This is a genomic window from Streptomyces griseorubiginosus (assembly GCF_001514195.1).
In the GTDB taxonomy this organism is placed as follows: domain Bacteria; phylum Actinomycetota; class Actinomycetes; order Streptomycetales; family Streptomycetaceae; genus Streptomyces; species Streptomyces griseorubiginosus.
The window spans coordinates 151,673-172,033 of the sequence record NZ_KQ948740.1; the positions used below are offsets into that span (position 1 = coordinate 151,673).

General features: G+C 72.1%; 21 protein-coding genes. 14 read left to right on the forward strand and 7 right to left on the reverse strand.

Annotated features, from left to right (window positions below):
• The first annotated feature begins 21 nt into the window (after positions 1–21).
• The 5 genes from AQJ54_RS28695 (at position 22) to AQJ54_RS28715 (ending at position 5,497) form a co-directional block, all read left to right on the forward strand.
• Positions 22–648, forward strand: a complete 627-nt coding sequence (locus tag AQJ54_RS28695; RefSeq protein WP_062242057.1) for an HIT family protein — start codon at positions 22–24, stop codon at positions 646–648.
• Between the two features lie 233 nt (positions 649–881).
• The gene (locus tag AQJ54_RS28700) at positions 882–2,291 is read left to right on the forward strand and encodes an extracellular solute-binding protein (RefSeq protein WP_062242060.1); all 1,410 of its coding nucleotides are present in this window, start codon (positions 882–884) and stop codon (positions 2,289–2,291) included.
• Entirely contained in the window at positions 2,288–3,250 is a 963-nt protein-coding gene (locus AQJ54_RS28705; RefSeq protein WP_062242062.1) for a carbohydrate ABC transporter permease, read from the forward strand. The genes AQJ54_RS28700 and AQJ54_RS28705 overlap by 4 nt, the downstream gene beginning before the upstream one ends.
• A gap of 16 nt (positions 3,251–3,266) precedes the next feature.
• Positions 3,267–4,121 (forward strand): carbohydrate ABC transporter permease, encoded by an 855-nt coding sequence (locus AQJ54_RS28710; protein WP_062242064.1) that lies wholly within the window; start codon positions 3,267–3,269, stop codon positions 4,119–4,121.
• Complete coding sequence (locus AQJ54_RS28715) at positions 4,118–5,497, forward strand: glycoside hydrolase family 32 protein (RefSeq protein ID WP_062242066.1); 1,380 nt, start codon at positions 4,118–4,120, stop codon at positions 5,495–5,497. The genes AQJ54_RS28710 and AQJ54_RS28715 overlap by 4 nt, the downstream gene beginning before the upstream one ends.
• Here AQJ54_RS28715 and AQJ54_RS28720 read toward each other — a convergent pair.
• Entirely contained in the window at positions 5,460–6,524 is a 1,065-nt protein-coding gene (locus tag AQJ54_RS28720; RefSeq protein WP_062242068.1) for a LacI family DNA-binding transcriptional regulator, read from the reverse strand. The two genes, AQJ54_RS28715 and AQJ54_RS28720, sit on opposite strands and share 38 nt — an antisense overlap.
• 95 nt (positions 6,525–6,619) lie before the next feature.
• Here AQJ54_RS28720 and AQJ54_RS28725 point away from each other — a divergent pair, with 95 nt between their 5' ends.
• Positions 6,620–7,450 carry an aldo/keto reductase gene (locus AQJ54_RS28725; protein ID WP_062242070.1) on the forward strand — a complete coding sequence of 277 codons (831 nt, stop codon included), beginning with the start codon at positions 6,620–6,622 and terminating at the stop codon, positions 7,448–7,450.
• Between the two features lie 25 nt (positions 7,451–7,475).
• A complete protein-coding gene (locus AQJ54_RS28730; RefSeq protein ID WP_062242072.1) occupies positions 7,476–8,063 on the forward strand; it encodes a DNA polymerase ligase N-terminal domain-containing protein in 588 nt (195 codons plus the stop codon).
• Positions 8,064–8,115: 52 nt separating this feature from the next.
• Here the strand turns inward: AQJ54_RS28730 and AQJ54_RS28735 are convergent, their stop codons facing one another.
• Entirely contained in the window at positions 8,116–8,502 is a 387-nt protein-coding gene (locus AQJ54_RS28735; protein WP_062242074.1) for a VOC family protein, read from the reverse strand.
• A 134-nt stretch (positions 8,503–8,636) separates the two neighbouring features.
• Here AQJ54_RS28735 and AQJ54_RS28740 point away from each other — a divergent pair, with 134 nt between their 5' ends.
• Complete coding sequence (locus tag AQJ54_RS28740; RefSeq protein ID WP_062242076.1) at positions 8,637–9,071, forward strand: cupin domain-containing protein; 435 nt, start codon at positions 8,637–8,639, stop codon at positions 9,069–9,071.
• 42 nt (positions 9,072–9,113) lie between these two features.
• On the opposite strand, the gene AQJ54_RS28745 is transcribed toward AQJ54_RS28740, so the two are convergent.
• The 4 genes from AQJ54_RS28745 to AQJ54_RS28760 form a co-directional block, all read right to left on the reverse strand.
• Positions 9,114–11,471 carry a SpoIIE family protein phosphatase gene (locus tag AQJ54_RS28745; protein WP_062242078.1) on the reverse strand — a complete coding sequence of 786 codons (2,358 nt, stop codon included), beginning with the start codon at positions 11,469–11,471 and terminating at the stop codon, positions 9,114–9,116.
• A gap of 64 nt (positions 11,472–11,535) precedes the next feature.
• A complete protein-coding gene (locus AQJ54_RS28750) occupies positions 11,536–12,003 on the reverse strand; it encodes a peroxiredoxin (protein ID WP_062030600.1) in 468 nt (155 codons plus the stop codon).
• On the reverse strand, positions 12,000–12,380 hold the full coding sequence (locus tag AQJ54_RS28755; protein ID WP_062030598.1) for a DoxX family protein: 381 nt from the start codon (positions 12,378–12,380) through the stop codon (positions 12,000–12,002). Before AQJ54_RS28755 ends, AQJ54_RS28750 begins: the two co-directional genes overlap by 4 nt.
• Before the next feature lie 175 nt (positions 12,381–12,555).
• Entirely contained in the window at positions 12,556–13,209 is a 654-nt protein-coding gene (locus AQJ54_RS28760; protein WP_062242429.1) for a TetR/AcrR family transcriptional regulator, read from the reverse strand.
• Positions 13,210–13,490: 281 nt separating this feature from the next.
• On the opposite strand from AQJ54_RS28760, the gene AQJ54_RS28765 reads away from it, so the two are divergent.
• The 3 genes from AQJ54_RS28765 to AQJ54_RS28775 all read left to right on the forward strand — a co-directional run bounded on the left by AQJ54_RS28765 (position 13,491) and on the right by AQJ54_RS28775 (position 16,082).
• Positions 13,491–14,975 carry an MFS transporter gene (locus AQJ54_RS28765; RefSeq protein ID WP_062242080.1) on the forward strand — a complete coding sequence of 495 codons (1,485 nt, stop codon included), beginning with the start codon at positions 13,491–13,493 and terminating at the stop codon, positions 14,973–14,975.
• A 235-nt stretch (positions 14,976–15,210) separates the two neighbouring features.
• A complete protein-coding gene (locus AQJ54_RS28770; RefSeq protein ID WP_062242082.1) occupies positions 15,211–15,402 on the forward strand; it encodes a hypothetical protein in 192 nt (63 codons plus the stop codon).
• The gene (locus tag AQJ54_RS28775; RefSeq protein WP_062242084.1) at positions 15,399–16,082 is read left to right on the forward strand and encodes a response regulator; all 684 of its coding nucleotides are present in this window, start codon (positions 15,399–15,401) and stop codon (positions 16,080–16,082) included. Before AQJ54_RS28770 ends, AQJ54_RS28775 begins: the two co-directional genes overlap by 4 nt.
• Positions 16,083–16,086: 4 nt before the next feature.
• Here the strand turns inward: AQJ54_RS28775 and AQJ54_RS28780 are convergent, their stop codons facing one another.
• Entirely contained in the window at positions 16,087–16,776 is a 690-nt protein-coding gene (locus AQJ54_RS28780; protein ID WP_062030590.1) for a TetR/AcrR family transcriptional regulator, read from the reverse strand.
• Positions 16,777–16,890: 114 nt separating this feature from the next.
• On the opposite strand from AQJ54_RS28780, the gene AQJ54_RS28785 reads away from it, so the two are divergent.
• The 3 genes from AQJ54_RS28785 (at position 16,891) to AQJ54_RS28795 (ending at position 20,285) form a co-directional block, all read left to right on the forward strand.
• Entirely contained in the window at positions 16,891–17,640 is a 750-nt protein-coding gene (locus AQJ54_RS28785) for an SDR family oxidoreductase (protein WP_062242086.1), read from the forward strand.
• Between the two features lie 755 nt (positions 17,641–18,395).
• Complete coding sequence (locus AQJ54_RS28790; RefSeq protein WP_062242088.1) at positions 18,396–19,376, forward strand: ATP-dependent DNA ligase; 981 nt, start codon at positions 18,396–18,398, stop codon at positions 19,374–19,376.
• A 129-nt stretch (positions 19,377–19,505) separates the two neighbouring features.
• Positions 19,506–20,285, forward strand: coding sequence for an NPP1 family protein (locus AQJ54_RS28795; protein WP_062242090.1), 780 nt, complete (start codon positions 19,506–19,508; stop codon positions 20,283–20,285).
• Positions 20,286–20,361 lie beyond the last annotated feature (76 nt).

The window sequence follows — 20,361 nt, forward strand, 5'->3', positions numbered from 1 at the left end:
ACCCATGGTTGACTTCCCACCGTGGCCACTTCCTCAACTCCCCAGGAACCGAGCGCGTTCGTACGGCGCCTCCCCACGGGCGAGCGGCTGCCCCTGCCCGCCGACTCGGTGGCCGCCTGGGAGACGTTTCCCTTCGAGGGTGACCTCCGGGTCAGGCCCTTGCAGCCGCCCGTCCTGCCCGAACCCGACCGCCACGGGGAGCACGGCCCCGAGCAGTGCCGCACCTGCCTCAAGCCGGTCACGGAGGCGCTGTGGGCCGACGACCACTGGCGCCTGGACGCGATCGGCACCGAGTCCAGGCTCCCGGCGGTCGTCCTGCTGCAACCCCGCGGCCACCACGACCTGGCCGACCTCCCCGCCGAGCGCGCCGCAGAACTCGGCCCCCTGCTCCAGCGGGCCGAGCGGGCCCTGCTCGGCCTCGACGGGGTCGCCCGGGTCCACGTCAACCGCTGGGGTGACGGCGCCGCGCATCTGCACTTCTGGCTGCTGGCACGCCCGGCGGGGCTGCTCCAGCTGCGCGGCACCTTCCTGCCGGTGTGGGAGGAACTCCTGCCGCCCGTCCCCGACGAGGAGCGACGGCAGACCCACCGGCTGATCGCCGAGTCGATGGCCGCGGGTGGCGGCACGTCCTACGCGCCCACTCCCTGAGCCCCAACCCCCGCCCTACGCGCCCACTCCCTGAGCCAAACGCCCCCCGTCCCAGGCGCCCACTCCCTGAGCCCCACGCCCCCGTCGCCGTGCGCTCGATCCACTCCCCTCACCTGAAACACCCCTCACCTAACTCGTTAAAGGTCAAGTCTCCCAGCACCTTGACACCGCACTGACACGCTCACATCATCTGGGGCATCCCTTGCCGACTAACACGAGTTAGGCCCTGTTGGATGACCGACTCGCACGTCACCCGTCGCACCCTGCTGCGGTACGGCGCCTACGGTGCGGGCGCCGCCGCGCTCGCCGGTACCGCCGCGAGCTGGGACCGGCTCACCGGAGCCGACATTCCCGGACGCGACGACGGCTCCCTCGTCGTCGCCACCCTCGGACCCGCCTACGGCCCCGAGGCGATCCGCACGCTCACCGAGGGCTTCAAGAAGGTCCACCCCGACATCAAGCTGCGGATCAACGCGGTGCAGGCCACCGACTGGTCGGACTTCTTCGCGAAGATCCTCACCCAGATCGCCGCCGGCACCGCCCCCGACCTCGTCTACGTCGCCACCGAGGGCGTCCAGCTGTTCGCCCAGCGTCTCGGCGTCGCCCTCGACAAGTGGGTGAAGCGGGACGCGGCCGAACTGCGCGAGTACTTCGCCGACGTCCACCCTTCGCTGGTGGAGTCGATGATGTACGAGGGCAGCCTCTACCAGCTCCCGGTCGAGTTCAACGCGGCCGACATGTACCTCAACGACCAGGTGCTCAAGCGGGCGGCCGCGGGCTTCCCGGCCGCCGACTGGACCCGTGACGACTTCACCGAACTCCTGCGGGACATGAAGAAGTCGAGCGGCTCGCAGTTCACCCCCTACTTCTGGACCAACCGCCTCTGGGGCGGGGTCGTCCCCTGGCTCTTCGCCAACGGCACCAACCTGCTCGCCGAGTCGAAGGCCCCGGGCGGCGCGTGGCTGTGGGACGGCTTCTACCCGAGCGCCGAGCGCCAGGGGCGCGGGGGCGGTTTCCGGTGGACGACCCCGCAGGCCACGGACGCGCGGGTCGAGGAGTCGTACGACTATCTCGCCTCCCTCATCCAGGAGGACCTGTGCACCCGCCCCGAGGGCGGCAACGGCCAGAACCTCATCGGGGTGTTCTCCACCGGCCGCGTCGGCGTGACGCCCGCAGGCGGTTTCTGGGCGGGCGGTCTGCATCTGGCCGGTATGGAGCCCGGCAGCTTCGACGTGCAGTACTTCCCGCGCTGGCGCACCCAGCGCATGCAGTTCGGCGCGGCCGGCTACGCACTGCTGCGTACGTCGAAGATGCAGGACGAGGCGTGGGAGTTCATCAAGTTCGCGGCCCGCCGGGACACCCTGATGCGGCTGTTCGAGACCAACCAGACCACCCCGGCCCGCCGTTCGATGCTGACCGCGGACCGCTACCGGGAGATCGGCCCCCGGCACTGGCAGGTCTTCTACGACACCCTCGACAAGTTCCCCGACACCGGGCCGATCCCGGCGCCGCCGCAGGTCGCGGAGGTGGAGCAGGTACTGCTCAAGCACACCGGGACCGCCCTGTCCTCGCGGCGCTCGGTGGGCCCCGCGCTGCGCCGGATGCAGCGCGATCTGGAGAAGGCCATGGAGCGTGACGTATGACGAACACTCAGGTACCCGACGTACGACCGCCCCGCGCCACGGCGGCAAGCGCTCCCCCCGAGGCCCCCGTGCGGCTCTCCGCCCGGGACCGCGGGACCAGGCTGCTGGCCACGCTGTTCCTGGCTCCGACGATCGTCGGCATCGTGGTCTTCACGGTGGTGCCGATCGTCGGCTCGCTCGTGCTGAGCCTCTTCCACTGGAACGTCATCGACTCGCCGCGGTGGGCCGGGGCAGCCAACTACCGTGAGGTGTTCACCGATTCGACGGTGCTGGTGTCCTTCCGCAACACGCTCGTCTTCATGGTGCTCGCGGTGGCGCTCCAGCTGCTGATCGCCCTGACGCTGGCGCTCGCGGTGAACGGGCGGATGCCGATGTGGCTGCGCTCGGTGTTCCGTTCGGCGTTCTTCTTCCCGCTGGTGCTGTCGGCGGCGTCGATCTCGGTGGTGATGAAGTACCTGTTCAACCAGGACTTCGGGGTCGTCAACTGGGCGCTCGGGCTGATCGGGATCGCCCCGGTGCCGTGGCTGACGTCGGAGAACTCGGCGATGGCGGCGGTGATCCTGGTCTATGTCTGGCAGCAGTTCGGGTTCTCGTTCCTGCTGTTCGTGGGCGGTCTGAACAACATCCCCAAGGAGATCCACGAGGCGGCCTCCCTCGACGGGGCGACCGGCCTGCGCAAGCACCTGCACGTGACGTTGCCGCTGCTGTCGCCGACGCTGCTGGTCGCGACCGTGGTCGGGGTCATCAACGCGCTCCAGGTCTTCGAGCAGCCGTACGTGCTGACCGACGGCGGTCCCGGCGACTCCACCCGCACCGTCGTGATGGTCATCTACGAGTCGGCGTTCGAGCAGCTGCGCTTCGGCGAGGCGTCCGCGGTGGGCGTGCTGCTGTTCGTGCTGATCATGGCGGTCACCGCCCTCCAGTTCCGGCTCAGCCGGCGTTTCGTCCACTACCAGTGAGCCGGGTGAACTCCCCATGAGCCAAGCGACCTTGACCATGAACCGGACCCGGCACGCACTCGCGCCCTGGGCGCGGATCGCCGGTCTGACCCTGTGCGCCCTGCTGACTCTCGGCCCGGTCATCTGGACGGTCTCCACCTCCCTGCGCACCCCGGCCGAGTCCTTCGACCTGCCACCGAGGATCATCCCGACGCACCCGACGGTCGACTCCTACCGCGGGGTCTTCGACCAGATCGACGTGTGGCTGCTCGCCCTCAACTCGACGCTGGTGACCGCCCTGATCGCGGTGGGCCAGATGATCACCGCGGGGCTGGCGGGTTACGCCTTCGCCCGCCTTGAGTTCCGTTTCAAGAAGCCGCTGTTCGGGCTGGTGCTCGCGACCATGATGGTGCCCTTGCAGGTCACGATCGTGCCGGTGTTCCTGGTGCTGAAGTCGATGCACCTGACCGACACCCTGCTCGGGCTGATCATCCCGGCCTTCCCGACCGCCTTCGGCACCTTCCTGATGCGCCAGTACTTCCTGGGCATGCCCAAGGACCTGGGCGAGGCGGCGATGCTGGACGGCGCCGGGCCCTGGCGGACCTTCCGTTCGGTGTACGCGCCGCTGGCCACGCCCGGCCTCGCGATCGTCGGCGTCCTCGCCTTCAACTACCACTGGAACGAGTTCTTCCGGCCGCTGATCCTGGAGACCTCAGGCCAGAACTACACCCTCCCGCTCGGCCTGGTCTCCCTCCAGGGCAACCTCGGCACCGGCTCCATCTCGGTGGTCCTCGCCGGTGTCGTGCTCTCGATGATCCCCGCCGTGGCCGTGTTCCTCGTCGGCCAGCGCCCTCTCCGCGAGGGCATCACCTCCGCAGGAGTCAACCGTTGACGCACGACCGCAACGCCCCGCGCTTCCGGGTCCGTCCGCCCGCACACTGGGTCAACGACCCCAACGGACCGTTCCGTTGGCGCGGCCGGTACCACCTCTTCTACCAGCACAACCCGCAGGAACCCCGGCACACGAACGTCCACTGGGGCCATGTCTCCAGCCCCGACCTCGCGCACTGGGAACACCATCCCCTCGCCCTCACCCCGACACCGGGCGGCCCGGACGAGGCGGGCTGCTGGTCGGGGTGCGTGGTGGACGACGACGGCGTGCCGACCGCCGTGTACACCGGCGTCGACCGCCGGCACACCGGTCTCGGCACCATTTGCCTGGCCCGGGCGGTCGTACCGGACGACGAGACGCTCACCGACTGGAAGCCGCTGCCCGCACCGGTGGTCGGCGGCCCGCCGCCCGGGCTCGACGTGGTGATGTTCCGGGACCCGTTCGTCTTCCGAGCGGAGGGCAGGCGCCAGGCACTCGTCGGCGCCGCGCACGCCGACGGGACACCGTCGGTCCTGCTGTACGACTGCGAGGATCTGCTCGACTGGCGGTTCACCGGCGTCTTCCTCGACGGCCGGGACCCGGTCGCCGCCGAGGTGCTGGGTGACAAGGCGACCGGCTGGGAGTGCCCCGCGCTGTTCGAGACACCCGGCGGGGACTGGGTTCTGGTGCTGTCGCTCTGGGACGGATCGCCGCTGCGGACCGCGTATCTGACGGGCCGGGTGGAGTCCGGGCGGTTCGTGCCGCGCGGCGGCGGCCGGCTCGACCACGGCCGCGACCTCTACGCGGCCACCGCGCTCCAGGAGCCCGGGCGGGCCCTGCTGTGGGGCTGGTCCTGGGAGGCGCGCGAGCAGGAGGAGGCGGACCGGGCCGGCTGGGCGGGGGTCCTCACCGCGCCCCGCGTCATGGATGTCGGCCCGGACGGAACGCTCCGCGTGGCCCCCGCTCCCGAGCTCGAACTCCTGCGCGCCGCCGAGCCGTTCGCGACGAACCCCGGTGTCCGGGTGCCGCTGCCCGGGGCCTACGACCTGACGGTCACCGCCCGTTCCCGCACCACCGTGTCCCTGGCCCGCTCGGCGTCGGGTGCGGAGTTGACGGTGGCGCTGGACCCGGAGGCAGGCAGCGTGACCCTGGACCGCGACGGCTGGCCGCGTACCGGCGGACAGGGACCGGTCACCCTCGGTCCTGCCCGCGCCGACGGCGGGGCAGTGACCGTCCGGCTCCTGGTCGACGGCTCGCTGTTCGAACTCTTCGTCGACGACCGCGTGAGTGTCACGGAGCGGATCTACTGGCGCGCCGACGACGTGCCCGAGCTCCTGGTCACGGGCGAGGACGCCGAGGTCACCGGATGGGAGCAGGTCCCACCGACGAGCGGCTGATCACCGGGCAGGCGAGGCGCCGTACCGTCGCGGGCGGTGTTCTGCCGGTGTCGATGGCGTCCAGGAGCAGCCGGGCGGCCGCCTCGCCCATCGCCCGGTGCGGCAGCGCGACCGAGGTGAGGGGCGGGTCGAGGAAGGCGGCCATGTGCTCCTGGTCGTCGTAGCCGACCACCGAGAGGTCGCCCGGGACGGTGAGGCCGAGCCGGGTCGCGGCGTGCAGGGCGCCGGCCGCGACGCGGTCGTTGTAGCAGAAGATCCCGGTGGGACGCCGGTCCGCCGGGACGCCGTCGAGGAGCCGGGTGGCACCCTCGTGGCCACCGGAGATCTCGCCGCCGGTGCGGACGATCCACTCCTTGGGGACGGTGATCCCCTCGGCGCGCAGCGCGTCCCGGAAGCCCCGCAGCCGCTCCACCGAGGCGATGTCGTCCTGGCCCCCGACCAGCGCGATCCTGCGGTGCCCCTGGTCGAGGAGGAGCCGGGCCGCCGTACGGCCGCCGGCCCGCTCGGCGGGGACGACGGACGGCAGGGAGTCGTCGTCGGGCACGCAGTTGGCGAGCACCGAGTGGGTGCGGTGCAGGCCCTCGGGGACCCGGACCCGGCGCAGGGACATGGCCGCGTAGATGATGCCGTCCACGCGCCGGTCGAGGAGTTCGGCGACGGCGGCGTCCTCCTTGGCGCGGTCGCCGCCGGAGTCGACGGTCAGGACCAGGTGGTCGCTGTCCCAGGCCGTCTCCATGGCCCCGCGCAGCAGCCGCCCGGCGAACGGCGAGGAGGCGATCTCGTCGGTGACCAGGCCGATCACGGCCGTACGGCGGCGGCGCAGGCCGCGGGCGACGGGGTCGGGGCGGTAGCCGAGCTCGGCCGCGGCCTCACGGATGCGTTCCTGGGTGGCGGGTGAGAGGTTGCCCTCGGCGCGGCCGTTGAACACGAAGGAGACCGCCGTGTGGGACACCCCGGCGAGCCGGGCGACGTCCCGTGACGTGGCCCGCCCGGATCCCGCCGACCGCTGCTCCTCGGTGCTTCCCATGCCGTCCGCTGTCCTCGTCCCCGCCCGTCAGGTTGATCACCGCTCACCCTATCCGTGAGGCTGGAGGCACGACACAGTCAAGGGAAGGTCCGCACGTGATCAGCATCCCGGCGCACACGCTGAACGACGGTACGAAGATCCCCGCCCTCGGGCTCGGCACCTGGCCGATGGACGACGCCGAGGCGGAACGGGCGGTCGGCACCGCCCTGGAGAGCGGCTACCGGCTCGTCGACACGGCGACCAACTACCGCAACGAGACGGGTGTCGGCCGAGGCGTTACCGGCAGCGGGGTCCCGCGCGAGGAGGTCGTCGTGACGACGAAGCTCCCGGGCCGCCACCACGGCTACGAGGAGACCCTGACCTCCTTCGAGGAGTCCCGGGCCCGCCTCGGCCTGGAGTACGTGGACCTGTACCTGATCCACTGGCCGCTGCCCCGCGTCGACCAGTACGTCGACTCCTGGAAGGCCATGATCAGGCTCCGGGAGGACGGTCTGGTGCGGTCGATCGGCGTCTCCAACTTCACGGCGGCCCACATCGAGCGGCTGGAGAGGGAGACCGGGGTCCTGCCGGCCGTCAACCAGATCGAACTGCACCCCCTCTTCCCGCAGGAGGAGCTGCGCGCGTATCACGCCGACAAGGGGATCGTGACCGAGAGCTGGAGCCCGCTGGGCCAGGGATCGGACGTCCTGGACGACCCGGCTGTGGCCGCCGTGGCGCGGGCGCACGAGGTCACCCCCGGTCAGGCGGTGCTGCGCTGGCACGTGCAGCTCGGGGCGCTGCCGATCCCGAAGTCCGGCGACCGGGACCGGCAGCGCGCGAACCTCGACGTCTTCGGCTTCGAGCTGACCGAGGCGGAGATGGCGGCGCTCACCGACCGCGCACACCGGCGCCTGGGCGGGGACCCGGAGACGCACGAGGAGTTCTGAGCCGCGGGAGGGGCACTCGGGGTGCATGAACGAGCGTCTGCGGGACTACCACGGCAAGCGGGACTTCGGCCGGACCGGTGAGCCCGAGGGCCGGGGCGGGCCTGGCGGCGAGGAGCCGCGGTTCGTCGTGCAGATCCACGACGCGAGCACGATGCACTTCGACTTCCGGCTCCAGGTCGGTGACGTGCTGAAGTCCTGGTCGATCCCCAAGGGCCCCTCCGATCTCCCCAAGGACAAGCGGCTCGCCGTGCCGACGGAGGACCATCCGCTGGAGTACGAGGAGTTCGAGGGGGTGATCCCGGCGGGCGAGTACGGCGGCGGCACGGTGATCGTGTGGGACCACGGCACGTACGAGCCCCTCAGCCACGACCGCAGGGGGAACCCCGTCGACTTCGCGGAGTCGCTGGAGCACGGGCACGCCACGTTCCGTCTCCACGGGACGAAGCTGCGGGGCGAGTACGCCCTCACCCGGTTCCGTGAGAACAACTGGCTGCTGGTCCGGACCACCAAGGGCCCGTCCCGCGGCCACGGCACCCCGGACCCCCACCGCGCCCGCTCGGCCCGCACGGGCCGCACCCTCGCCCAGGTCGCGGTGCAGGGGGCGGAGGACTGAGCTGCGGGGGCCGTTGCGGTCCCTACTGAGCTGCGGGGGCCGTTGCGGTCCCTTACCCGGCCGGGGCCAGACAGAACTCGTTTCCCTCGGGGTCGGTCAGAACGACATGACCCGCGTGCCGGGCTCGCACGGCCGCGCCGAGCCCGCTGAGACGCTCGATCTCCGCATCGAGGTCCGCCGCCCGCAGATCCAGGTGCACCCGGTTCTTCACTCGCTTGCCCTCCGGCACCAGCTGGAACCACAGGCGGGGTCCGCCGTTCGCCGGTTCGACCAGGACCGTCGGGTCGTCCTCGGCACTGTCGATCCCGAGGGAGCGCAGACGGGCGTGTTCCGCCTCGTCGTAGGGCGCGACGGCATGGTCGTCCAGGGCGGCGGCCCAGAAGCGGGCCGTGGCCCCGGGGCTGGCGCGGTCGAAGACGATGTCGTGGAGTCGCGCCATCTCTTCATGCCGGCCGTGCCGACACGCGGTGTCATCCGGGTTTTCGGCCCCAACTCCGCTTCTCTGCCTCTATGTTCGCAACGACGTCCACGACACGTCGTCGCTCACGCATTCCGAGCCAGGAGGCCTTCCCCATGCGCACAGCGTTCCGTACCGCACTGACCGGCGCGGTCGTCACCGCCACCGTGCTGGCCGGCGGCACCGCCCACGCGACCCCGCCGGGCCCCGGAGTGGTCGGCACGCTGATCGCCCAGAAGACCGTGGGCGACACCGACTACGTGCTGAGGGAGATCACCGTGCCACCGGGGCAGGCCACCGGCTGGCACTACCACGACGGCCCGGTCTACGGGTACGTCAAGCAGGGCACGCTCAGCCACTATCACGCCGACTGCGCGAGCGACGGCGTCTATCCGCAGGGCACGGTCGTACGCGAGCCGGGTGGACCGGGCGATGTGCACCTGGGCCGCAACGAGGGCACCACCCCGCTCGTCCTGGAGGTGCTCTACGTGCTGCCGCACGGCTCGCCGTACTCGGAGGACGTGCCGAACCCCGGCTGCTCCTTCCAGTGAGCGGCCCGGTGGACGGCCCGGTGAGCGGCCTGGACACGGCGATCAGAGGTCGAGCGGTTCCAGCGACTGCTCGGCCCAGATCGTCTTGCCGCTGCCCGTCTGCCGGCTCCCCCAGCGCTGGGTGAGCTGGGCGACCAGCAGCAGCCCGCGGCCGCCCTCGTCGAAGGCGTGGGCGCGCCGCAGGTGCGGCGAGGTGGAACTGCCGTCGGAGACCTCGCAGATGAGGGTGCGGTCGCGGATCAGCCGCAGCTGGATGGGCGGTGCCCCGTACCGGATGGCGTTGGTGACCAGCTCGCTGACGACGAGTTCGGTCACGAAGGAGGCCTCCTCCAGTCCCCAGGCGGCGAGTTGCTCGGTGGCGGCCTGCCGGGTCGCGGCGACGTGCGCGGGGTCCGGTTCGACGTCCCAGGTGGCGACCCGGTCCGCGCCGAGGGCCCGGGTCCGGGCCAGCAGCAGGGCCACGTCGTCGCCGGGCTCCTCGGGCAGTACGGCCTTCAGGACGGAGTCGCACAGGTCGTCGAGGGTGTCCGTCCTCGCCGCCAGCGCCCGGCACAGTTCCTCGGTGGCGTGGTCGACGTCGCGGTCCCGGTCCTCGATGAGCCCGTCCGTGTAGAGGGCGACGACGGCGCCCTCGGGCAGTTCGATCTCGGTGGCCTCGAAGGGCAGGCCCCCGACGCCGAGCGGCGGCCCCGCGCTCAGCGGGAGGAGCCGGGTGGTGCCGTCCGGCAGGACGAGGGCGGGCGGCGGGTGACCGGCGGCAGCGGCGGTCAGGCGGCGCGAGACCGGGTCGTAGACGGCGTAGAGGCAGGTGGCGCCCAGTTCGGCGACCTCGATGCCCTCGTCGGGGCGGTCGTCGGAGGCGAGGTGGGTCACCAGGTCGTCGAGGTGGGTGAGGAGCTCGTCGGGCGGCAGATCGACGTCGGCGAGGGTGCGCACGGCCGTACAGAGGCGGCCCATGGTCGCCGAGGACGGGATGCCGTGGCCGACGACGTCACCGACCACGAGGGCGACCCGGCTGCCGGAGAGCGGGATGACGTCGAACCAGTCGCCGCCGATGCCGGCCAGCGAGCCGGAGGGCAGATAGCGGTGGGCGACCTCGACCGCGGCCTGTCCGGGCAGCCCGCGCGGCAGAAGACTGTTCTGGAGAGCCAGGGCGGTGGTGCGCTCGCGGGCGAAGCGGCGGGCGTTGTCGATGCAGACGGCGGCCCGGCTGGCGAGTTCCTCGCCGAGGACGGCGTCGTCCTCGCCGAAGTCGTCGGGGTGGGCGATGCGGACGGCGACCACCACACCGAGGGTGGTGCCGCGGGCCTTGAGCGGCACCGCGAGCATGGAGTGGACGCCCTCGCGGAAGGAGCGGCCGGCCGGGGCGCGGGCGTTGCGTTCGGCGACCCAGCTGATGAATTCGGGTTCGCCGGCCTGGCTCACGACCGCCCGGCCGTTCCGCAGGGACCGGGCGGGGGGCGAGGAGGCGTGGTAGGTGTCGGCCGCGCCGAGGCGGACGGCGGCCTCGGGGGTGCCCTCGTGTCCGGAGCCGTGGGCGACGCGCTGGAGGACGATGTCGCCCTCGAGCACGGTCGGTGGTTCGTCGGCGCCGAGCACCCATTCGAGGAGGTCGACGCTGGCGAAGTCGGCGTAGCGGGGCACGAGCAGTTCGACGAGTTCCTCGGCGGTGCGCACCACGTCGAGGGTGGTGCCGATGGCGGTCGCCGCCTCGTTGAGCAGGGCCAGTCGCTGGCGGGCCCAGTACTGGTTGCTGCTGTCGAAGGCGGCCAGGGCGACGCCGGTCACCTCTCCGGAGTCCTCGTCCCGGACCGGCCACATCTCGATGCTCCAGGCGTGTTCCCGGTTGAGGGAGGGGGCGCCGGTGAAGCTCTCGTAGCGCACGGGCAGGCCCGTCTCGGCGACCTGGCGCAGATGCGCGTGGAATCCCCGGCTGTGCTCGGCGTCCTCGATGGTCTCCGGGAAATGCCGGCCGAGCAGGGCCTCCTCGGGCACCCCCATCACCCGGCAGGCCACGTCGTTGAGGCGCAGGTAGTGCTGGTCGGGGTCGAACACCGACATGGACATGGACGCCTGCTGGAAGGCCTGCTCGGCGACGGAAGGTTCCCTTGAGGCGGGCGGCCGGGCGGTGAGCACGTACGCGACGGGGGTGCCGTCGGAGCCTGCGAGGGGACACCCCTCCACGAAGTGCGTGAGAGGGGAACCGTCGCGGTGTCGCAGGACGACGGTCCCCTTCAGCGCCGCCACGGCGGGCCCCGGCGGGTCCTCGGCGAGCAGCTCCCGGGCCGCCCGTCCCACGACCTCCTCGGCCGTGTACCCCGTCAGCCTCCGAGCGCCCTCGCTCCAGCCCGTCACAACGCCTGCGGTATCGATGACCGCCGTAGCGGAGACGTGCTCCATATCGTCCAGGATGGTCCCTTTGTCGGACCGCATCAACCGAAACGGGGCAACCGGGCCCCGTGCGTCACGACCGGTGGGCGCGCAGGGCTTCGAGGGCGCGGTCGGCGTGGGTGTTCATGCGCAGTTCGCTGCGGACGACCTCCAGGACCGTGCGGTCCTCGGCGATGACGAAGGTGACCCGCTTGGTGGGGGCCAGGGAGAAGCCGCGCTTGACGCCGAACAGCTCACGCACGGTGCCGTCGGCGTCGGAGAGCAGGGGCATGCCGAGCGCGTGCTGTCCGGCGAACTCCTGCTGCCGTTCCACGGTGTCGCCGCTGATGCCGACCGGGCGGGCGCCGACCGCGGCGAACTCCGCGGCGAGGTCGCGGAAGTGGCAGGCCTCCGCGGTGCAGCCGGCGGTCAGGGCGGCGGGGTAGAAGAAGAGGACGACCGGGCCGTCGGCGAGCAGCTCGGAGAGCTTGCGGCCGGTGCCGGTCTCGTCGGGGAGCTCGAAGTCCTCGACGATGTCCCCGGTCTCGATCGTCCTGCTCATGCCTGGCCCTTCCCGTTCTCGGCGATGCTGCGTGCCCACAGCACGAGCGGTATCTGGAGCGGCAGCCGTCCGATGGCCGCCGCCTTCTGGGGCGCGGGGCGGTGGCGCCAGTCGACGGCCATCTTGACGTTGGCGGGGAACACGCCGACGAAGAAGGCGGCGGTGGCCAGGGCTGCCGTACGCCGGGTCTTCGGCAGCGCGAGACCGGCGGCGAGCGCGAGTTCCACGGCGCCGCTCGCGTAGGTCCAGGTGCGGGGCTCGCCGGGCAGGGCCCGCGGGATGGTCGCGTCGAAGGAACGCGGGGTGGCGAAATGGGCGACGCCGGCGGTGGCCAGCAGTCCGGCGAGCACCAGGGGCGAACGTGGGGACCGGGACACGGTTCCTCCTTCGGGGGGCTGCCGCGCACATTACTGGACGGTACGGCGGCCTCCGGCGGCGGGCTGTGAGGTAGTGCCGGGTTCGCTTGTCGGGCGGGTGCGGGTTCGTCGTGGCTGGTCGCGGAGTTCCCCGCGCCCCTAGGGGGTTGCAGGACCCGGCGGACGTAAGGGCCCCCTACCGTCCCGTCGGTGTGACGGGGGCCGTCCACAGGGCGACCACCGCGTCACCGAGGCCGGTGGCCGCGTCGTGCCAGCTGGCGCGTGGGGTCGGGGTGTTCTCCGCGAGGGCCCGTTCGCGGTCGGCGGCCATGTGCACGATCAGATGGCGGGCCATCTCACCGCGCTCGGCACGCACGTCGGCGGGCAGTTCGGGCAGACAGCGGTTCAGCCCTTCGACGATCTTCCGCAGCGACGGCGAGGTCATGGACTCCTCGACCATGATCTGCTGGAGCACCGGGTCGGTCATGACCTGGGCGCAGAACCGGGCGAACCAGGTGGGGCTGCCCAGCGCGGCCAGGTGTTCGGGCACGGGCCGGACCAGGCAGTCCACCCAGTCGCGTACGTCGGTGGAGTCGCCCGTCTCGGCCAGCAGCCGTGCCCGGATCTCCTCGATGCGGACCTGGTGCTTGCGGGCGATCGCCCGGACCAGGTCCGCCTTGGTGCCGAAGTGGTAGCCGACCGCGGTGTTGTTGCCCTGCCCGGCCGCCTCGCTGACCTGACGGTTGGACACCGCGAGGACACCGCGCTCGGCGAAGAGGCGCTCCGCGGCGGTCAGGATCAGCTCCCTGGTGGCGCTGACCTGCTCCTCGCGTACCGTCCTGCCCGCCATGACCACCACCGCACCGGGACTTCGCTGACCCCTCCGACGGCCAGTCCCACGAGCCGCCCGAGGCCGTCGGCGGTGCGACGGTCTCCAGTGCGGGAAGCCTACGCAACCGCACGCCGGAGCCGAACCGGCCTCTCGGCACACCCGCCGCCTCGCCACGTCCGACCGACAGGGCACACCCGACCGCCGTACGACCGACCCAGCCGGAGCCCTTATGGTAAGTCAAGCACCTGACTTAATCTCCCCCCGGCACCCTGCCGCCTCGCCCCCCATGGAGGCCTTTCATGACCGACGCTCCCGCCAGTTCCGCCGACGCGGGCGCCGTGACCCCGCCGCGGACGGGCGCCGTGGTAGCGGTGCTGGCCTGCGCCGGAATCGTCGTCTCCCTGATGCAGACCCTGGTGATCCCGATCGTCCCGGAGCTGCCGAAGCTGCTCGACGCGCCGGCCTCGGACACCGCCTGGGCGGTCACGGCGACGCTGCTCGCCGCCGCCGTGGCCACCCCGGTGGTCGGCAGGCTCGGCGACATGTTCGGCAAGCGCCGGATGCTGCTGGTCAGTGTGGTGATGCTGGTCGCCGGATCGGTCGTCTGCGGCCTGAGCGACGCCCTGGTCCCGATGATCGTCGGCCGTGCCCTCCAGGGCCTGTCCTCCGGCGTCATCCCGCTCGGCATCAGCATCATGCGCGACGAACTGCCCGCCGACCGCCTGGCCGGCGCCACCGCGCTGATGAGCGCCTCCCTGGGTGTCGGCGGCGCCCTGGGACTGCCCACCGCCGCGCTGATCGCGGACAACTTCGACTGGCACGTCCTGTTCTGGGCGTCGGCCGCCATGGGCGCGACAGCCCTGATCCTGGTCCTGGCGTTCGTGCCGGAGTCCCGGGTGCGCACCGGCGGCCGCTTCGACGCGGTCGGCGCGGTCGGCATGGCCGCGGGACTGGTCTCGCTGCTGCTGGCCATTTCCAAGGGCGCCGACTGGGGCTGGACCAGCGGCACCACACTCGGCCTGTTCGCCGCGGCCGTGCTCATCCTGCTGACCTGGGGCTTCTTCGAGCTGCGCACCGCCCAGCCGCTGGTCGACCTGCGCACCACCGCCCGCCGCCAGGTGCTCTTCACCAACCTCGCCTCGATCGCGATCGGCTTCTCGATGTTCGCGATGTCGCTGGTCCTGCCGCAGCTGCTCCAGCTGCCCACCCAAACGGGCTACGGCCTCGGCAGGTCCCTGCTGACCGCCGGTCTCGTCATGGCCCCGTCAGGCCTGGTGATGATGGCCCTGGCCCCGGTCTCGGCGGCGGTCTCCAAGGCCAAGGGCCCCAAGGTGACGCTGATGATCGGCGCGCTGATCGTGGCCGCGGGCTACGGGCTCAACATCGTGCTGATGTCCGAGGTGTGGCACCTGGTGATGGTCTCGTGCGTGATCGGGGCCGGTATCGGGTTCACGTACGGCTCGATGCCCGCGCTCATCATGGGCGCCGTGCCCGCCTCGGAGACGGCGGCCGCGAACAGCCTCAACACGCTCATGCGATCCATCGGTACGTCGACGGCGAGCGCCATCGCCGGTGTGGTCCTGGCACAGATGACGATCGATCTCGGCGGCTACGCACTGCCGTCCGAGAACGGTTTCAGGACCGTCATGGCGATCGGCGCCGGAGCGGCCCTTCTCGCCTTCGCCATCGCGTCGTTCATCCCCCGCCCGCGCGTCGCGACGCCGGAGGCCTCCGCCGCACCCACCACGGAGGCGACCTCGGCGGGAGCGCCGTCCGGCAACTGAGAGGTACGCCCTGCCGGCCACCGCGCGGTGGCCGGCAGGTTTCTCCGGCCCGCACGCCCGGCAGGTTCCTGAGGCCCGCCCGCATCCCGCGCAGACGTCATGGGTCCTGCCCAGGGAGGAGACGCACCCCGGCGCGTACTGCGTTCTCAGTAGCCGTGATGGTCGGCGGAGGTACGACGACGGGGAGGCCGGGACCAGGAAGAATGGAGCCGTCCAGCACGCGACCGGAGAGCGGATGAGCATGCCCCTGCGGGATTACGCCGACGATCATGTCCGTACGGTCGTCGCCGCGGCGACCGGGCTGCGGTTGCCCGCGCCACCGCAGGACGACGAGGGCGAACCCGTCACCGATCGGCCCGACGAGGCGGCACACCCCGGGCTCCCCCTGCTCCCCACCGGCCCGGAACGCCAGGAACGGACACCATGACCATCCGCGTGCTGCTCGCCGACGACCAGGCCCTGCTGCGGGCCACCTTCCGGATCCTCATCGACTCGTGCGACGACATGGAGGTGGTCGCGGAGGCCCCCGACGGTGCCGCGGCCCTGGACCTCGCACGCGTCCACCACCCCGACGTGATCCTCATGGACATCCGGATGCCGGGGACCGACGGCCTGGCCGCCACGTCCGCGATCTGCGCGGATCCCGAGCTCTCCGGCACCCGGGTGCTGATCCTGACCACGTTCGAGATCGACGAGTACGTGGCCCAGGCACTGCGGGCCGGGGCCAGCGGCTTCCTGGGCAAGGACGTCACCGCCGAGGACCTGCTCGCCGGGATCCGGACCGTGGCGGCAGGTGACTCCCTGCTCTCCCCCGGCGCCACCCGCACCCTGATCACCCGCTTCCTGTCGGCCCCGGGACTCGGCACCCGGCTCGCGGCCGCCGACGACCTGACGGGTCTCACCACCCGGGAGCGCGAGGTGATGGCCTGGGTCGCCGAAGGGCACTCCAACGAGGAGATCGCGGCGAAGCTCTTCGTCAGCCCTCTGACGGTCCGCACCCACGTCCACCGCGCGATGACCAAGCTGGGCGCACGGGACCGCGCCCAGCTCGTGGTGATGGCCTACCAGTCGGGTCTGGTGCAGGCCCTGCCGCCCGAGGAGCGCTGACCGCTCACCTGTCGGACAGCTTCTCCAGCCACTGCTGGAGCAGGGCCGTCTCCGCCACGGTGAGCGTCGGCGGCAGCTCGGCCCGGAGCCTAGCGGCCAGGGTGGCGGCCGCGACGGACACCTGACGTCCCTCGTCCCGTACGGCGGTGCCGGCGGGCCGGGTCACCGAGTCCAGCACGGCGTCGCGCAGCCGCTCCGCGAACTTCCCGTCGGTGTACTGCTCGGGTCTGGTCAGCATGGACAGGGCCGCCCCGACATTGGCCGACATGATCATGCGGGTGGCCAGCGCGGGCGGCACCGTCAGCCGCCCCTCGGCGGCGCAGCGCTCCAGGATGCCGTGGAGCAGGTCGTGGGCCTCCTGGGCGGCGGCCGGGGGCACGGTGAGCTCGGGCGAGTACATCAGGCGGTAGTGGCTGGGGTGCTCCAGCGCGAAGCGCATGTGGTTGTCCCAGCCGTCCTTGAGGTCCTCGACGGGATCCTCGCTCGGCCGTGCCGCGCGTTTGGACGCGAGGTACTGCTCGAAGCCCCGGTCGACCACGGCGGCCAGCAGACCGGCCTTGTCGCCGAAGAGCCGGTAGAGCATCGGCGCCCCGACCCCGGCCCGCTCGCACACGGCCCGCGTGGAGACGTCGGCGGCCGACGCGCCGGCCAGCAGCTCGGTGGCGGCTTCCAGGATCTTTTCCCTCGCATCCATGCCCCTACCGTACGACATTCGTAGCGTCGTTACGAGTGGGGGGTTACCAATGCTACGAACCCGTGTTATCGTCGATACGACTCGTTCGTATCAGCGCTAACAAAGGATGCGGTCATGACCACTCACCCCGGGACGGACCGGCGCGTCGCCATCGTGACCGGCGGATCGCGCGGCATCGGGCGGCAGATCGCCCAGCGGCTGGCGGCCGACGGATTCGCGGTCGTCGTCGGGTATGCGGGCAACAAGGAGGCGGCCGACGAGGCCGTGCGGGCCATCGAGGAGGCGGGCGGCACCGCGTACGCCGCCCGCGCGGACGTCGCCGACGAGACCGAGGTCGCCGCCCTGTTCGACCTGGCGGAGGCCACCTACGGCGGTGTCGACGCGGTGGTGCACTCCGCGGGCCGGATGCCTCTGTCCCCGATCGCGGACCTCGACCTGGCCGAACTCGACGCGCTGTACCGCACCAACATCCGCGGCACCTTCGTCGTCGACCAGCAGGCAGCGCGCCGGCTGCGACCGGGCGGGGCGCTCGTCAACCTCTCCAGCTCGGTCGTCGGCCTCGCCTTTCCCGGCTACGGCGCCTACGCGGCCAGCAAGGGAGCGGTCGAGGCGGTGACGCTGATCCTCGCCCGTGAACTCCGCGGCCGCGACGTCACCGTCAACGCCGTGGCCCCCGGCCCGACCGCGACCGACCTCTTCCTCGACGGCAAGGACGAGGAGACCGTCGCCCGCCTCGCGGCCCAGCCCCCGCTGGAGCGGCTGGGCACACCCCAGGACATAGCCAACGTCGTGTCGTTCCTGACGAGCCCGGCCGGCCACTGGGTCAACGGCCAGGTGCTCCGGGCGAACGGGGGCATCATCTGACCGGCCAGGGTCACGCCGCGGTGCCTGCCAAGACCACACCGCGCTGCCTGCCGGAGCCACGCCGCCCTGACCGGCCGGGGCCCAGCCGCGACGCCCGCCGGAGTCACGCCCGCCCCGATCGGCCGGGGGCACGCCGCCCTGCCCGCCGGAGCCACGCCGCTCTGAGGGGCCGGGGGCCACGCCGCGCTTCTGAGACCTGGATGCCACCGACCCCCCAGCCGCAGGGCGCCGGCCGGGGTGGTGCGGGTCCCGGACGGCGACGTCGTCGGCGTGCACCAGGATGTCCGACGGCGCGTCCGAACACCGCGCTCACCCCGCCACCACCGCTCACGCCGCGATTCGCGCCCCGCGCCCCGCGCCACGGGCCACGCGCCACGACAGAACCTGTCCCTCGCCGGGCTGCCGGACCTCCGCCTCGACCAGGGCGAAGTCCTCGGGCTTGGGCCGGCCGACGGGACGGCTGAGCAGGTGCCGCTCACCCCGCGATTCGCACCCCGCGCCACCGCCGCCCGCCCCGCACCCCTCGCCCCTCGCCCCTCGCCCCTCGCCCCTCGCCCCTCGCCCCTCGCCCCTCGCCCCTCGCCCGCCACATGGTGTCCCTCCTTCCGCGCCACAACACACCGCCCCCGTCCAGCGCTCACCCGGACCACCGGACCCGTGGCCTCCCGCGGAGAACGCCCTCCGGCCCGCGCCCGTTCAGGGGAACCCCGCGCCCGGGGTGCGTGGGGACCGGTGGTCGTGTCGACACCTCACCCGTGACCCTCCCGTTGATCGCCCCCATGCTGGCCACACCAGGCACCCTGCCGTCCGCGGCGCAGGACGCCCGGTGGGCCTACGAGACCAAACAGGACGGCCAGCGGGTCGTGGTGTACCTCGCCGGGGACGGCAGCGCGGTGCTGCGGGCCCGGTCCGGGGAGGAGATCACCGGCGCCTACCCCGAGCTCGCGCCGCTGGGCGGTGCCCTCGGCTCCACCCCGGCGGTACTCGACGGGGAGATCCTGGCCCTGGACGAACAGGGACGCGCGGACTTCCAGTTGCTCCAGCAGCGGATGGGACTGGCTCACGCCCCGGACAGAGCGGCACGTAGAGCCGCCGAGGCGCCCGTGCATCTCGTGCTGTTCGACCTGATGCACCTCGGCCGGCGTTCACTCCTGGCCCTGCCCTACTCGCAGCGGCGCGCGCGGCTGGAGGAGCTGGAGCTCGCGGGGCCCCGCTGGTCGACGCCCGCCGCCCTCGTCGGCCACGGCGAGCAGGCCCTGCGTGCCACGCGGGAGCACGGACTGGAGGGGCTGGTCTGCAAGCGGCTGGACTCGGTGTACGAACCCGGGGTGCGCTCCCGGGCCTGGATCAAGATTCGCAACATGCGCAGCGAGGACGTCCTGGTGGGTGGTTGGATGCCGGGCAAGGGGCGGCTCACGGGGCTGCCGGGCGCGGTGCTGGTGGGTCAGCGGGCGCAGGGGCGGCTGCGGTTCGTGGGCAGCGTGGGCACCGGCTGGAGCGCGGCGGAGCGCAGCGAACTCGCCGCGCTGCTGGCGGCCGCGGCGACGGACGTGTGCCCCTTCGATCCCGTGCCGCCGACTCCGGGTGCCCGCTGGGTGCTGCCCCGGTTGGTCGGCGAGGTGCGCTACAGCACCCGCACGAGGGCCGGGCTGCTGCGTCAGCCGTCCTGGCTGCGGCTGCGTCCCGATCTCGCCCCGGAGGACTCGGCCGCCGATCTCCCGGAGCCACCTGCGTGATCCGGTTGTTGGGCGAGGCGTAACCGGAGCGATGCCTCCCGCCTCTTGGCGTGGACATGGAAAGCCGGGAAGCTGAACTCCCCAGTAACCCACAGCCGTTGGGCTGCGCCCGGACACGAGGAGGACGCAGTGTCGTCACCGTCGTTCATGAAGCACCGCACGAGATTCGGCATCGGCCTGGCCGGCGCCGCGACCCTCGTGGTGGCCTTCCCCGCCGTCGCCTTCGCCGCTCCACCCAAGGCGCTGCCCGCCAACGCCGAGAGCGCCGAGTTCACCTACCAGCCGGCCTTCGACTACGACACCGACGGCTGCTACTCCACCCCGGCGATCGGCCCCGACGGCACGATCAACGGCGGTCTGAAGCCCACGGGTTCGCTGAGCGGCGACTGCCATGACGCCTCGGACCTGGACAACACCAACACGTACTCGCGCTACAAGTGCAACAACGGCTGGTGCGCCTACCTGTACGGCCTGTACTTCGAGAAGGACCAGGCGCTGCCGAACACCAGCATCGGCGGGCACCGCAACGACTGGGAGCACGTCGTGATCTGGACGCAGAACGGCACGGTCCAGTACGTGTCGACGTCGAACCACGGCTCGTTCACGGTGACGGCGGCCTCCGGCGTCCGCTTCGAGGGCACGCACGCGAAGATCGTCTACCACAAGGACGGCATCAGCACGCACTGCTTCCGGCTGGCCAACTCGAACGACGAGCCGCCGGAGAACGCCAAGGGCACGTGGCAGTACCCCCCGCTGGTCGGCTGGAACGGCTACCCCTCCACGGCTCTGCGCGACAAGCTCAGCGCCTACGACTTCGGCAGCGCCAACTTCGGCCTGAAGGACGGCAACTTCGCCTCCCATCTGTCGTCGGCGAAGCCGTCGGGGATCTCCTTCGACCCCAACGCCTGAGCCGGCGAGGCCCGTTCGAACGCCCGCCGGGCCCGTACGACCGACATCGGGCGCGGGACCTAGGACCCGGCAACGC